15 protein-coding genes are annotated in these 13,954 nt (G+C 68.7%); 12 read left to right on the forward strand and 3 right to left on the reverse strand.

All coding sequences use genetic code 11. The features are described 5' to 3' along the window. Positions 1–8: 8 nt before the first annotated feature. The 3 genes from C0R07_RS14695 to C0R07_RS14705 all read right to left on the reverse strand — a co-directional run bounded on the left by C0R07_RS14695 (position 9) and on the right by C0R07_RS14705 (position 1,988). On the reverse strand, positions 9–338 hold the full coding sequence (locus tag C0R07_RS14695) for a thioredoxin family protein (protein ID WP_019184574.1): 330 nt from the start codon (positions 336–338) through the stop codon (positions 9–11). A gap of 10 nt (positions 339–348) precedes the next feature. Continuing rightward, positions 349–762 carry a host attachment family protein gene (locus tag C0R07_RS14700; RefSeq protein ID WP_019184575.1) on the reverse strand — a complete coding sequence of 138 codons (414 nt, stop codon included), beginning with the start codon at positions 760–762 and terminating at the stop codon, positions 349–351. A gap of 116 nt (positions 763–878) precedes the next feature. Next, positions 879–1,988 carry an alpha/beta hydrolase fold domain-containing protein gene (locus tag C0R07_RS14705; RefSeq protein ID WP_070474022.1) on the reverse strand — a complete coding sequence of 370 codons (1,110 nt, stop codon included), beginning with the start codon at positions 1,986–1,988 and terminating at the stop codon, positions 879–881. A 174-nt stretch (positions 1,989–2,162) separates the two neighbouring features. Between C0R07_RS14705 and C0R07_RS14710 the strand changes: the two genes are divergently transcribed. The 12 genes from C0R07_RS14710 (at position 2,163) to mdcH (ending at position 13,910) form a co-directional block, all read left to right on the forward strand. Continuing rightward, positions 2,163–3,161: an aldo/keto reductase gene (locus tag C0R07_RS14710; RefSeq protein ID WP_070474020.1), complete on the forward strand. Its 999-nt coding sequence runs from the start codon at positions 2,163–2,165 to the stop codon at positions 3,159–3,161. Between the two features lie 144 nt (positions 3,162–3,305). Continuing rightward, positions 3,306–3,983, forward strand: a complete 678-nt coding sequence (locus tag C0R07_RS14715) for a DUF3348 domain-containing protein (RefSeq protein ID WP_102789275.1) — start codon at positions 3,306–3,308, stop codon at positions 3,981–3,983. Between the two features lie 10 nt (positions 3,984–3,993). Beyond that, the gene (locus C0R07_RS14720; protein WP_102789276.1) at positions 3,994–6,399 is read left to right on the forward strand and encodes a DUF802 domain-containing protein; all 2,406 of its coding nucleotides are present in this window, start codon (positions 3,994–3,996) and stop codon (positions 6,397–6,399) included. Next, positions 6,396–7,043, forward strand: coding sequence for an OmpA family protein (locus C0R07_RS14725; RefSeq protein WP_070474014.1), 648 nt, complete (start codon positions 6,396–6,398; stop codon positions 7,041–7,043). Before C0R07_RS14720 ends, C0R07_RS14725 begins: the two co-directional genes overlap by 4 nt. After that, positions 7,033–7,638 (forward strand): DUF2894 domain-containing protein, encoded by a 606-nt coding sequence (locus C0R07_RS14730; RefSeq protein ID WP_102789277.1) that lies wholly within the window; start codon positions 7,033–7,035, stop codon positions 7,636–7,638. Before C0R07_RS14725 ends, C0R07_RS14730 begins: the two co-directional genes overlap by 11 nt. Before the next feature lie 293 nt (positions 7,639–7,931). After that, a complete protein-coding gene (mdcA, locus tag C0R07_RS14735; protein WP_070474010.1) occupies positions 7,932–9,575 on the forward strand; it encodes a malonate decarboxylase subunit alpha in 1,644 nt (547 codons plus the stop codon). A gap of 10 nt (positions 9,576–9,585) precedes the next feature. Further along, positions 9,586–9,906, forward strand: a complete 321-nt coding sequence (gene mdcC / locus C0R07_RS14740; protein WP_019184583.1) for a malonate decarboxylase acyl carrier protein — start codon at positions 9,586–9,588, stop codon at positions 9,904–9,906. Further along, positions 9,903–10,799 (forward strand): biotin-independent malonate decarboxylase subunit beta, encoded by an 897-nt coding sequence (locus C0R07_RS14745; protein ID WP_102789278.1) that lies wholly within the window; start codon positions 9,903–9,905, stop codon positions 10,797–10,799. The genes mdcC and C0R07_RS14745 overlap by 4 nt, the downstream gene beginning before the upstream one ends. Continuing rightward, positions 10,790–11,494, forward strand: a complete 705-nt coding sequence (mdcE, locus tag C0R07_RS14750; protein WP_102789279.1) for a biotin-independent malonate decarboxylase subunit gamma — start codon at positions 10,790–10,792, stop codon at positions 11,492–11,494. Before C0R07_RS14745 ends, mdcE begins: the two co-directional genes overlap by 10 nt. A gap of 3 nt (positions 11,495–11,497) precedes the next feature. Next, positions 11,498–12,136: a malonate decarboxylase holo-[acyl-carrier-protein] synthase gene (mdcG, locus tag C0R07_RS14755; RefSeq protein ID WP_070474004.1), complete on the forward strand. Its 639-nt coding sequence runs from the start codon at positions 11,498–11,500 to the stop codon at positions 12,134–12,136. Continuing rightward, a complete protein-coding gene (gene mdcB, locus C0R07_RS14760) occupies positions 12,133–12,996 on the forward strand; it encodes a triphosphoribosyl-dephospho-CoA synthase MdcB (protein WP_070474002.1) in 864 nt (287 codons plus the stop codon). Before mdcG ends, mdcB begins: the two co-directional genes overlap by 4 nt. Continuing rightward, entirely contained in the window at positions 12,993–13,910 is a 918-nt protein-coding gene (gene mdcH / locus C0R07_RS14765; protein WP_102789281.1) for a malonate decarboxylase subunit epsilon, read from the forward strand. Before mdcB ends, mdcH begins: the two co-directional genes overlap by 4 nt. Positions 13,911–13,954: the final 44 nt, after the last annotated feature.

Here is a 13,954-nt window from a genome sequence, read left to right on the forward strand (position 1 = left end):
TCCTTCCGTTACGGACCGCGTTCCAGCGCATCAATCAGCGGCGCCAGATCCTCGCGCTCATGCGGCCGTACCGCGCGGGCGATCTCCTGGCCATCGCGCAGCAGGATCACGGTCGGCCAGAGTTTCACGGCAAAGGAGCGGCCCAGTGGCCGCCCCTTCCCGTCCTCGACCTTCAGGTGCGTCGCGTCATAGCCACCGAGAAACTTCTGCAGCAGTGGCTGGGCGGCGCTGCAATGGCCGCACCAACCGGTGCCGAATTCCAGCAGCATCCATCCGCTGCCCGCGTCGATGTCGGCACGAGTGATGTCGGACGGGCTGTATTCGCGGGCGAAGGCCATGGGCGGTGTCTCAGGACAGGGCGCGCTGGATATCCTCCAGCGGCGCATTGGTGAAGTCCTTGGCGAGATCCTTGAGCAGGCGCTCCTGCGTTTCCTTGTGCAGCAGCGGACGGATACGGCCCAGGGTCTGCGGATCGGCGATCAGGATCAGGTGCGCGTAGCGGTTCTTCAACGCGTCTTCATTCAACTGTGCCGCCACCTGCTTGGCAAACGTGGCCTCGTTGAGCTGGGAGATGGTCATCTCCTGCGGCACCGAGCCGGACGGGCCCTGCCCGGACGCGCCGGTATCGCTCACGGCCTGCAGCTGCAGTTCCCCTTCCTGCTTGAGCTGCAGCTTGTGCGCGGTGCCGACGTTGGTGAACACGCGGGCCGAGCCGCCATCGGCTACAACGACCAGGGTACCTTCGGGAATCTGCTGACTCATCATCTACTCCTTATGGGGAAAACCGAGCGCGGGTGCACTCGGGTTCCACCGTAGGCAACCGAATGTATGCGCAGTGCATACGGATGTATGCATCGTGTATGCAGCCCCGTCGCACCCTACTCCGCGGGCGGTCCGGGCAGGGCCATGTCCAGGTGCCGGGCGAAGAAGCGCGCCATCACCCGGTACGCCTGCTGGCTTTCCGGCAGCCGGGCGTCGAGGTGGAAGGCGTGGCCCAGCCCGTCCCAGACGTGCAGGTCCGACTGGCGCCCCAGGTCCACCAGCCGCGAATGGGTATAGGAAACGTTGCTCAGCTCGGCTGCCCGCGTTGCAGTGATGAACAGCGTCGGCGGAAACTGCGCAAGCACCGCATCGGAGAAGACCGGCGACACCAGCGGGTCACGGAAGTCCACCGGGCCGTAATAGAGGTCTTCCATGATCGGCAGGCTGCCATCGGCGTGCGGCAGCAGTGCATCGGTGACGGCAGCGGCCACGTAGCGCGAATCGCCGCCGTAACGCGCATCGCCACCGGCGCAGAACAGCCCGGCCGCTGCTGGCATCGGCAGCTTTTCCTTGGCGAACCACGCCAGCGATTCGCCGGTCAGCACGCCGCCAGCCGAGCAGCCGAACACGCCGATATGCGCTGCGGGCCGCGTTTCCAGTGCCGCGCGGTAGACCGCCGCCACGTCCTCACTGGCGGCGGGGAACCGATGCTCCGGTCCCTGCCGATACTCTACGGCGACAACCGTGGCACCGGTCATCGCGGCGACCGGGATCGCCTCAAGAAGACCGATGCTGTCGGCGCGGCCGAACACGAATGCACCACCGTGCAGCTCGATCAGCAGGCGACGCTGCGCCGGATCGGCCGGCGCGCTGCGCGGCTCGACCCGTACCACCGGCACCCCGTTCCAGGTTTCGTGGTGCAGTTCGACCGGATAGCGCTCGCGCAGCGCCTTGATCTCGCCGTAGGCCCAGTCATCGGCGCCCTTGCGGATCGTCGCCAGCTCTTTGAGCACGGTGGCGTTATCCATCTTCGCGACCGGATCACCGTTGACGACGGCGCTGCGCATGGCTGCCTGTGCTTCCGGGCTCAGATACGGCGAGAGCGGCAGCGCAAACCCAGGCACGTTCCGGACCCCTTCGGCGGTCGCCGGCACGGGCGCGGCGGCGGTCGTACCGCTGGCCGCCACCAACAGCGCCAGCGGCGCGAGCTTTACTGTCCAACCCATCTGCTGCACTCCGCTGAGAAATCGGGCGACAGAATAGCTGCTGCGTCGTTGCCACGCCGCGCAGATCCGGCTCGATCCTTGCCCGCCGCGCAACACTCTTTCGCTTATCGACGGCTGTTTGAGCCAGAGTGCCCCGCGCAGACTGGGCGGCCTTCCGCTTTGTACCCACCTCACATGAGCATTCACCTTCCCGGCCGTGTCGGCTTCGGCACCGCGCCCCTCGGCAACATGTACCGCGCCATTCCCGAACAGGAGGCACTGGCAACCGTCCACGCCGCGTGGGACCAGGGCATCCGCTACTTCGACGTCGCCCCGCTGTATGGCGCCGGCCTGGCCGAACGGCGGCTCGGCGAAGCGCTGCAGCACTACCCGCGCGATGCCTATGTGCTGAGTACCAAGGTCGGCCGCCGTCTGCTGGATGAAACCGAAGACGCCGCCAGCCGCGACCTGGGCGAGAAAGGCGGCCTGTTCGAGCATGGCCTGCCCAACAAGATCGTCTATGACTACAGCGCCGACGGTACGTTGCGCGCCATCGAAGAAAGCTTGAAACGCCTGAAGACGGACCGCCTGGACATCGTCTGGATCCACGACCCGGCCAAGGATTTCCATGGCGAGAACTGGCGCGCCGTGTTCCACCAGGCCATGTCCGGCGCCGCGACCGCGCTGACCCGGCTGCGCGAGGAGGGGGTCATCAAGGGTTGGGGCTTGGGCGTCAACCGGGTCGAGCCCTGCGTGATGGCGCTGCAGCAAGCCGACCCGGATGGCTTCGTGCTCGCCGGGCGCTACACCCTGCTGGATCATGATGAGGCACTGGCCAGCCTGATGGCGGCCGCCGAAGCGCGTGGCGCCCGCATCGTGGTCGGTGGTCCATACAACTCCGGCATTCTCGCTGGCGGCGCGCATTACGAGTATCAGAAGGCCGGTACCGACGTGCTGCATCGGGTCGGGCGCCTGCAGCAGGTAGGCGCGCAGTTCGGCGTGGACATCCGTGCGGCGGCGCTGCAGTTCCCGCTGGCGCACCCGGCCGTGGCGGGCGTGATTCCCGGTGCCAGCCAGCCCGGCCGCATTGCAGAGAATCTTGCGTTGGCCAAGGTCGCGATTCCGCCGGCGTTCTGGAGCGCGTTGCGCGAACACGGCCTGGTCTCGCCGCACGCGCCGTTGCCGACCGACTGAGTTGGCGCACAGGCGCCGCTGACAAAGATCATGCCAGCGCTGGCAGCGCTGGCAGCGCCGGGAGCGCTCGGCGCCGTGGCTGAACCCTGCGCGCCGGCGGCCCGCGGCCATTACGGTGTAAAATTCGCCGTTTTAACCGGAACAATGGCCAAAACCGCGCAACGGACGCCTGTCCCGGGCCCGGCCTTCATCCGGCTGCTGGCCCGTCTGGCTGAAAGCAACCTGTCCTCGACGGGCCCGGCCCTGTCGGACCGGCTAAGCGAATGGGTGGACTGGACGCGGGCGGTGACCTTGTCCAAGGCGCTCGATGGGCGGCTGCCGCCTGCGGTGGAGGGGCCGGATTTCGATGCCGACGAGGATGCGGGATGCCAACGGATCCGCGCGGTGTTGGAAGCCACCATTGTTCAGGAACCTGAGCCTTCCAGGCCGGTTCGGCGCGCGGTCGAGGCCGAAGCGACCGAAACGCCCATCGAATTCGCCGTGTACCGCGAGCGCTACGTTACCGTGCAGCGTTCCATGCTCGGCGCCACCAGCCGCCTGCGCGGGCGGCTGCGCGACATGCTGACCCGCCGCTCACCCGAGCTGGCGCGGCTGGCCGAGGTGGATGCGCTGATGGAGCAGACCCTCAGCGCCCGCGAACACAGCCTGTTGGCCAAGGTGCCGGTGCTGCTCGGGGTGCATTTCGAGCGCCTGCGCGATGCCGCCAGCGACGCGGCCTGGCTGGAGGTGTTCCGCCGCGACATGCAGAGCCTGCTGCTGGCCGAGCTGGATATTCGTTTTCAACCGATCGAAGGCCTGCTTGCAGCGCTTCGCACCCACTAACCGGGACGTCATGTTCAGAACCAGTCTTCACTACGTTGTTTTCCTGCTTGGCCTTGTCGCGGTGTGCTGGATCGGGGCCGGTTATGCCAGCACCAATCCGGTCGGTTTCGCTGTCGCCGCGCTGATCGCCGTGTGCTACCTCGCCGGTGGCCTCGAGCTGTACCGCTACCGGCAGGCGACCGCCTCGCTCGCCGCGGCCAGTGCCAGTGCCGGCGCGGCCGGCTCCGGCCTGACCACCTGGCTGAGCCAGCTGCACCCCAGCCTGCGCAATGCGGTACGCCTGCGCGTGGAAGGCGAACGCGTCGCCCTGCCCGGCCCGGTCCTGACCCCCTATCTGGTCGGGCTGCTGGTGCTGCTGGGCATGCTCGGCACCCTGCTCGGCATGATGGCCACCCTGCGTGGCACCGGCCTGGCCCTGGAAAGCGCGACCGACCTGCAGGCCATCCGCGGCTCGCTGGGCGCGCCGGTGGAAGGCCTGGCGGTCGCCTTCGGCACCTCGATCGCCGGTGTCGCCACCTCCGCGATGCTCGGCCTGCTCTCGGCGCTGTGCCGGCGTGAGCGCCTGGAAGCGGTACAGCAGCTGGACGTGGAGATCGCTACCACCCTGCACACGCACTCGCAGTCCTGGCAGCGCAATGAAGCCTTCCGGCTGCTGCAGCAGCAGGCCGAACTGATGCCGGCGCTGGTGGATCGGCTGCAGGCCATGACCACGGCGATCGAACAGCAGAGCAGCGCCTTGGGCGAGCAACTGCTGGCCAACCAGCAGCGTTTCCATGCCAAGGCCGACGAGGAATACGCCCGCCTGACCTCCGCGATCAAGGAGTCACTCAAGGACAGTGTCGCCGAGAGCGCACGTGCCGTCGGTGCCGCCCTGCAGCCGGTGATGGACACCACCCTGGCCGGCATCGCCCGCGCCAACGCCGCCATGCACGAAACGGTGACCGATGCGGTGCAGCGCCAGCTGACCGGCCTGACCGACGGCTTCGACGCCAGCCGTGTCGCCACCGCCGCGTCCTGGCAGGCCGCGCTGGACAGCCAGCAGCAGACCAATGCTGCATTGACCGCCGACCTGCGCGCCGCGCTGGACGGATTCGCCGCACAGCACGACCAACGCGCGCTCGGCCTGCTCGAGGCCGTCTCCACGAAGCTGGTCAGCACGGCTGACGGTTGGCAGGCTGCCCAGTCCGAGCAGCAGCAGATCAATACCGCCATGGCGACCGAGCTGCGCAGTGCGCTGGCCCGCTTCGCCGAGCAGCATGGCGAGCGCTCCAGCGCCCTGCTTGAGGCGGTCTCGGCCGAACTCAACGCGACGGCCACCCGTTGGCAGGATGCACAGGCCGCGCAGCAGCAGACCCATGCCGCCCTTGCGGATGACCTGCGCAGCGCGCTTGGCAGCTTCACCGAAACGCACCAGGCCCGGGCCACCGGCCTGATCGATTCGGTCGGCAGCCGCATGGAGGCCACCACCGCGCAGATCGCCGAGGCCTGGCAGCAGGCGCTGGCCCGCCAGGATGCCGCCGCGACCGCGCTGAGCGAGCGGCATCAACAGGCCCTGGATGCCGCTTCCGCCACACTGCAGGCGCAGGCGGTTTCGCTTGGCGAGGCGATGCAGCACTCGCATGCCCAGCTGCAGGACGCCCTGGAAGCACGCGATCAGCAGCGCCTGCGCGCCTGGACCGATGCCTTCACCGGCATGAGCGCCAACCTCGGCGAGCGCTGGGAACAGACCGGCGCCAGCGTGGCCAGCCGCCAGCAGGAGATCTGCGACACCCTGGCACGCACCGCCAATGACATCACCCAGCAGGCCCAGGCGCACGCCAGCGAGACGATCAGCGAAATCTCGCGGCTGGTGCAGGCCGCCTCGGAAGCGCCCAAGGCCGCGGCCGATGTCGTCGCCGAACTGCGCGGCAAACTCTCCGACAGCCTGGTCCGCGACACCGCCACGCTGGAAGAACGCAGCCGCCTGCTGGCCACCGTGGAGACCCTGCTGGATGCGGTCAACCACGCGGCCAACGAACAACGCGTCGCCGTTGATGCACTGGTCTCCACCTCGGCCGAACTGCTCGAGCGCGTTGGCACCCGTTTCACCGACCACATCGAAGCGGAGACCGGCAAGCTCGGCAACGTGGCTGCGCAGGTCACCGGCAGCGCCGTGGAAGTGGCGAGCCTGGCCGACGCGCTCGGCAGCGCCGTGCAGTCCTTCGGCACCGCCAGCGACGGCCTCAACGAGCGCCTGGCCCAGATCGGCGCTTCGCTGGATGGTTCGCTGGCCCGCAGTGACGAGCAGCTGGCCTACTACGTCGCCCAGGCGCGTGAGGTGATCGACCTCAGCGTGCTGTCCCAGAAGCAGATCATCGATGAGCTGCAGCAGCTGGCCGGCCGCCGCGGCAGCAAGGCCGGGGCTGCCTCGGCATGAGCGACGAGATCGAAGTCGAGGCCGACGGAGGCGCCCCGATCTGGGCCGCCTTCGGTGACCTGATGTCGGTGCTGCTCGGTGCGTTCGTGCTGATCCTGGTCGGCGTGGTCGCGCTGCAGCTGGAGCTGACCAACCGCTTGGATGAAGAGGTCAAGCAGCGCCAGGCCGAAGTGCAGCGCCGCCAGACGCTGGAGCAGGCGCTGGCCGGCCCGCTCGCCGCCGGGCGCGTCACGCTGGTGGACGGCCGCATCGGCATCCGCGGCAACGTACTGTTCGCGTTGAACTCCGACCAGCTGCAGCCGGAGGGCCTGGAAGTGCTCAAGAGCCTGGCCGGTCCGCTGAAAGGCTACCTGGCCGCGCGCGAGGAGATCCTGATGGTCAGCGGCTTCACCGACGACCAGCAGGTGCGCGATGGCAACTGGCGCTTCGCCGACAACTGGGAGCTCTCCGCCGAGCGTGCGTTGACCGTGACCCGCACCCTGATCGCCGAGGGCGTGCCGTCGGACGCGGTGTTTGCCGCGGCGTTCGGTTCCGAGCAGCCGGTGAGCTCCAACGCCAACGAAGACGGCCGTGCCAAGAACCGTCGCGTGGAAATTGCCCCGATCCCGAAACCCAGGGCGAGCAAGGCCGCGGATGCCCCGTAACGCCGTCGCAACCGCTGAGATTCTCCAGCGTTGGCGAGCGGACAAGCTCGACCAGCTCGACCGCACGCGCTTTGCCGTGATCGAGGCCCTGCATGCCCGCACGCAGGCGCACGACGGTGAGGTGCGGGCACTGCTGCAGGCGAAGCTGGATGCGATGGTGACCAGCTACGCCGAGCGGATTACCGAGGCGCCCGCCGCGGCGCAGCCTGGGCAGGGCCCGTCACCCGGGCGCATCGGTCTGCAGGCGCTGGTCACGGAATTGACCGGCCAGCACAACCCGGCCTACCCCGAGCTGCCGGTGCTGGCCGACGTTCGTGCGGGCTGGGCCACGCTTCGAAACGCCAGCCAGTTGAAAGAATCGCTGGCCCAGGTGCCGACCAACGGCGGCCCGCTGAATTCCGGCGTCCTCGTCCATCGGGCCCTGACGCTGATGAAAGAAACCTCGCCCGGGTACCTGACGCATTTCATGGCGTACCTGGATGCGCTGTCCGGGATGGAGCATCTGCATCAGTGGGGCGTGTTGGTGGCGACGCCGAAAGTGGCGCCGAGGGGGGCGAAGCCGCGGCGGCCGCGTGCGGGAAAGGCCGCGGGCTGATCAAGCGTTCCATCTGCGTGCCTTGAAGGCGGCACGACATTGCCCCGAGCAACGCTGAGCCGAGGTCGCTCCAGCAAGGTATTGCCCGCTTTGAACAAACCTGCCTGCGCGTTCGCCAGCCATCACGCTCGGCACCGACAACGCGATGCTCGGCGCATTGGATGCTGAAGATGCCAGGAGAGCCGGCTCTAACTGAATACGACAGGCCCGGAACTGGCCTCCTCAGGCCTCTTGCCCCGGCCAAAGTCGGGTGATAGCTTTGTAATTACAGCGTAATTATGAAGAGGCGGCAGATGGCTCGAGACTGGAACACGCTAGCGGATCGCCGCCAGGCAAGGCTGCAGCGGGCCGCCGATGCCGGGCTCGGGCGCTTGCTGCCCCATGCCGAGGTTCCCCGCCTGCTGCACACCGTGCTCGAACCGGGCGACCGGGTCTGCCTGGAAGGCAACAACCAGAAACAGGCCGATTTCCTGGCCGAGTGCCTGGCCCAGCTCGATCCGGCGCAGGTGCACGGCCTGCACTTGGTACAGTCCGTGCTGTCCCTGCCCTCGCATCTGGATGTGTTCGAGCGGGGCATCGCCCAGCGCCTGGACTTCTCCTTCTCCGGCCCGCAGAGCGGCCGGCTGGCCAATCTGGTTGCCGAGGGACGGATCGAGATCGGGGCGATCCACACCTATCTGGAACTGTTCGGCCGCTACTTCATCGATCTCACCCCACAGGTCGCCCTGGTCGCCGCGCAGGCCGCCGACCGCCACGGCAATCTCTATACCGGCCCCAACACGGAAGACACCCCCGTGATCGTGGAGGCCACCGCGTTCCGTGGCGGCATCGTCATCGCCCAGGTGAACGAAATCGTCGATACCCTCCCCCGCGTCGACATCCCGGCCGATTGGGTCAACTTCGTTACCGAGGCGCCGCGCCCGAACTACATCGAGCCGCTGTTCACCCGTGATCCGGCGCAGATCTCCGAGATCCAGGTGCTGATGGCGATGATGGCCATCAAGGGCATCTATGCCGAGTACGGCGTGCAGCGACTCAACCACGGCATCGGCTTTGACACCGCTGCGATCGAGCTGCTGCTGCCCACCTACGCCGAGTCACTGGGCCTGAAGGGCAGGATCGGCACGCACTGGGCGCTCAATCCGCATCCGGCACTGATCCCGGCGATCGAGTCCGGCTTCGTGCAGTCCGTGCATTCGTTCGGCTCCGAGCTGGGCATGGAACGCTATATCCAGGCGCGCTCGGATGTGTTCTTCACCGGCAGTGACGGCAGCATGCGCTCGAACCGCGCGTTCTCGCAGACCGCCGGCCTGTATGCCTGCGACATGTTCATCGGCTCAACGCTGCAGATCGACCTGCAGGGCAACAGTTCCACCGCCACCCGCGACCGCATCGCCGGTTTCGGCGGCGCGCCCAACATGGGCTCGGATGCACGCGGTCGCCGCCATGCCAGCCCGGCCTGGCTCAAGGCCGGCCAGGAAGCGGCGCTGCCGGGGCAGATGCCGCGCGGGCGCAAGCTAGTCGTGCAGATGGTGGAAACCTTCCGCGAGCACATGGCGCCGGCCTTCGTCGAACGCCTGGACGCCTGGGAGCTGGCCGAGCGCGCGAAGATGCCGCTGCCGCCGGTGATGATCTACGGCGACGACGTCACCCACGTACTGACCGAAGAAGGCATCGCGAATCTGCTGCTGTGCCGCAGCCCGGAGGAACGCGAGCAGGCGATCCGCGGCGTGGCCGGCTACACGGCAGTCGGCCTGGGCCGTGACCGCGTGATGGTCGAGAACCTGCGCGACCGCGGCATCATCCGCCGGCCTGAAGACCTGGGCATCCGCACCCGCGATGCCAGCCGCGACCTGCTCGCCGCGCGCTCGGTCAAGGATCTCGTGCGCTGGTCCGGCGGGTTGTACAACCCGCCCAAACGCTTCCGCAACTGGTAAGGGGCACGCCATGGAAACCCTGCGTTATCGCTTCCCCGGGCAGCACGATCTCACCGAGCGCGACCATCACGCGCTGGTCGGCGTGGTCGCCTCGGGCAACCTTGAAGTGCTGATCGAACCTACCCCGCTGGATGGCGCGATGGAGATCGAGGTGATCACCTCGGCCACCGGCTTCGACACGATCTGGCAGGCGGTGCTGGCCGATTTCGCCGCGCGGCATCCGCTGCGCAACGTGCGCCTGTCGATCAACGATGCCGGTGCCACGCCGGCGGTGGTCAGCCTGCGACTGCAGCAGGCACTGGAAACCCTGCAGGAAGGAGACGCTTCGTGAGCAGTCACAGTTTCTACGAAGCAGACGCCCGCGAGCGGGTCGCCGGCCTGCTCGATGCAGGCAGCTTCAGCGAATTCGTCGGCCCGGCCCGCCGCATCATCAGCCCGCACCTGGCGCAGCTGGATCAGCCGGGTGCATTCGATGACGGCATCGTGGTCGGCGCCGGCAGCCTGAGCGGTCGTCCTGTCCTGATCGCGGCGCAGCAAGGCCAGTTCATGGGCGGTGGCGTCGGCGAAGTACACGGCGCCAAGCTCACCGGGCTGCTGGAGCGTGCCGTCGCGGTACGTCCGGATGCGGTGCTGCTGTTGCTCGACAGTGGCGGCGTCCGCCTGCATGAGGCCAACGCCGGCCTGGTGGCCATCTCCGAGATCATGCGTGCGGTGCTGGCCACGCGTGCCGCCGGGATCCCCGTGTTTGCACTGATCGGCAGCGGCAACGGCGCCTTCGGTGGGATGGGCATCGTCGCCCGCTGCTGCACGGCGGTGGTGATGTCCGAAGAAGGCCGGCTCTCGCTGTCCGGCCCGGAAGTGATCGAGACCGTGCGTGGCGTGGAGGAGTTCGACTCGCGCGACCGCGCCCTGGTCTGGCGCGTCACCGGCGGCAAGCACCGCTACCTGATCGGTGATGCCGTGCAGCTGGTGCCGGACCGCATCGACGCCTTTGGTCAGGCGGCACTGTCACTGATCGACACCCACACCGAGGCCGACGACCCGTTGCAGGCCCTTGAGCAGGCGCAGACGCGGCTAGATGCACGTATCAACGCCTACGGGGGCTGCCGCGATGGCCTGGAGGTCTGGCGCCTGCAGGGCATCGCCGATGCCGACCAACTGCCGCTGCTGGAAACCGCTGACTTCCTGGAAGCGGCCAGGAACCGGAGCCTGTCATGGAACTGACCCCCCTGCTCGACGCACTGTTCCCGCGGGGTCACGCGGTCACCCGCAACGACGATGTGCTGGGCGGCACCGCCACCACTGCAGTGGGCGAGGTCACCGTGATCGGTACCGCGAACAAGCTGGAGGTCGGCGTCGACCACGCACTGGCGTTGGCTGCCACCGTGCTCGCCAGTACCCGCGCGCATCCGCAGCGGCCGATCGTGATGCTGGTTGATACCGCCGGCCAGCGCCTGGCACGCCGCGATGAAATGCTCGGCATCAACAGCTACTTCGCACACCTGGCCGGCACTCTGGATCTGGCCCGCCGCCGTGGCGCGCCGCTGGTGAGTCTGGTCTATGGCGAATCGGTCAGCGGCGGCTTCCTCTCGTTCGGGCTCATGGCCGACCGCATCTACGCCCTGCCCGAAGCGCAGGTGCGCGTGATGGATCTGCGCGCGATGGCGCGCGTCACCAAACAGCCGCTTGAGAAACTGCAGGCACTGAGCCAAAGCTCGCCGGTATTCGCGCCGGGCGTTGAAAATTACGTGCGCATGGGTGCGGTGGAGGCCGTCTGGGAGGGCGATCTTGCACAGGCGCTGGTCGAAGCGCTGCAGGCGCCGGTCACCGGCGATCAGCGCAGGGAACGCGGAACGGCGCGTGGCGGTCGCCTGCTCGCCCGCGACGTCGCTGCCGCCGTGGCCGCAGGCGAGGTCTGAGCCATGCGCCGTCACGACCTGGTCTGGCTCGATCCGCAGGCACCGTGGCAGGTTCTCAGTGCGGGCGCCGAGACGCGGCTGCGGGCATGGGCACAGGCGCGACTGCCCTTCGTGGTGGCGCGGCGCGACCCCACCAGCGACGAACACCAGCTGCGGTTGGGCGTTCCCCTGCCATTGGCCGAGCACCGCCAGCGGTTGTCGCTGCGGGTTGATCCGTCCGCCGTCCTGCGCAGCGCGCCACCGCCGCTGCTGACCGAGGTCGCGACGGATATCGGCGCGGGATGGCGCGACCGGCTGCACGGCCTTGCCACCGAAACGGCCACCTTACCGGTAGCACCGCGCGTGTTCGGCAGCGCGGCGTGGCAGCACCTGACCGGCCTGGGCTACCTGCATGACGGCTCGGATCTTGACCTGCTCTGGGACGTCACCGGCACCGGGCAGGCCGAGACGATCGTCGCCGTGCTGCAGCACTGCGAGCGGCGATCGCCCACGCGGCTGGACGGCGAACTGCGCTTCCCGGGTGACCGTGCGGTCAACTGGCGCGAGTACGCCAGCGGCGCCGCGCGACTGATGGTCAAAGGCAACGATGCATGCTCGCTGGTGCCGCGCGAGGCGCTCACCGCTTGGCAGGTCGCCGCATGAACGCCGTTCGGCTGCCCTTGCCGGCCACCGCTGCGCCCCGCTCTGCCGATGCGCGTCGTCTCGGCCGCCTGGCCATCGCCAGTCTGCACGCCGAGCTTGCCTGCGCGCCCAAACCCGGCCTGGTCACGCCGTTCAGTCGCGGCAGTCACACCGACATGGATGCGGGCACCTTCCTGCGCAGCCTGTTCGCGCTGCGCGGTTACTTCGTCGCAATCGCGCACGCGGGCCGCAGCGAAGTGCCGTTCGCCTCGTTGCGTACGCTCGGCATCGCCGCCGAAGCCGCGATGCTGCGCGCCACCGGCGGTATCAATACGCATCGCGGGGCGATCTTCAGCCTGGGCCTGCTGGTCGCACAGTCCGCCCGCCTTCGCGCCAGCGGCGAAGGCGCACCGTCGGGCGAGGCGGTATGTCGCGGTGTCGCCCAGTGGCGGTCGGCGCTGCTGGAGGCCCCGTTGAATCCGCACAGCCCCGGCCAACGCGCCCGCCGGCGGCACGCCGTGCCGGGTGTCCGCGAACAGGCGGCCGCAGGGTACCCGCTGCTGCACGCGCTGGCCCTGCCGACCCTGCAACGCGTGCTGGATGCCACCCAGGATGCCGAAGCGGCGCAGGTGGAAACCCTGATGACGCTGATCGCCCACACGGTCGATCTCAATCTCCTGCACCGCGGGGGTGAGGCCGGGCTGGCGTTCGCCCAGCACCAGGCGCGCGGCTTCCTCGCGGCAGGCGGTGTCCAGCAGGCCGATTGGCCCGAACGTGTCGCCGCCATCGGTGACGCATTCGAGCAGCGACGGCTCAGCCCCGGCGGCAGCGCCGATCTGCTGGCCTGCACGTGGTTCCTGCACCTGCAGGCGCACGCATGAGCCTGGTCCTGCTCTGCCCGGGCCAGGGTGGCCAACACCCGGGGATGTTCGCGCGCGTTGGCGAGGACGCCCGTGCCCAGCCCATCCTCGCGCAGGCCAGTGCGATGCTGGGCACGCCGGTGGAGGCACTTGCCGCAGACGAACACCGCTTCCACAACGCGCTCGCCCAGCCGCTCGTCTGCGCCGCGGCGCTGGCGCGCTGGGCCGCGTTACGCGACCGATTGCCCACCATAACGGCGGTGGCCGGTTACAGCGCCGGTGAGTTGGCCGCGCATGCCATCGCCGGTAGTTTCGACAGCACTGCATGCCTGCACCTGGCTGCCCGCCGCGCCGCGCTGATGGACGCCGCCTCGCCGGCCGACGCCGGCCTGATCGCGGTGATCGGCCTGGCGGCCGACGAGATCGCCCTGCTGTGCGCCGAGCACGCGGTCCATCTCGCCATCGTCAACGGCCCGGACCACGTGGTGCTGGGCGGCCTGCGCAGCGCGCTGGAGGCCGCCGCCGCCGCGGCCGTCCGGCACGGTGCACGCACGGTGTCATTGCCGGTGGATGTTCCCGCACATACCCCGCTGCTCGCGCCCGCAGCGCAGGCGTTCGAAGCGGTCCTGGGTAAGACCGCACTGCAGCCGCCCCGGCTGCGCCTGCTCGCCGGCATCGACGGGAGCAGCGTCGTCGATGTCGCACGTGTGGTGCACACGCTGGCCGCGCAGATCGCCCGGACGGTGCAGTGGCAGCAGGTGCTGGCGCAGGCGGTGGAGCGCGGCGGAAAAGTATTTCTGGAGCTGGGCCCCGGCTCGGCGCTGAGCCGGCGGGTACGCGAGCTGCATCCGCAGCTGCAGGCCCGCTCGGTAGAGGATTTCCGCACGCTGGAGGGCGTGCGCGAATGGGTGGACGCCGCATGCGCACGCGCATGAGGGGCCACGCAAAGGTGTAACACCAGCAGTCCCCGGGTGGCGGG

This window comes from Stenotrophomonas bentonitica (assembly GCF_002887735.1).
GTDB lineage: Bacteria > Pseudomonadota > Gammaproteobacteria > Xanthomonadales > Xanthomonadaceae > Stenotrophomonas > Stenotrophomonas bentonitica_A.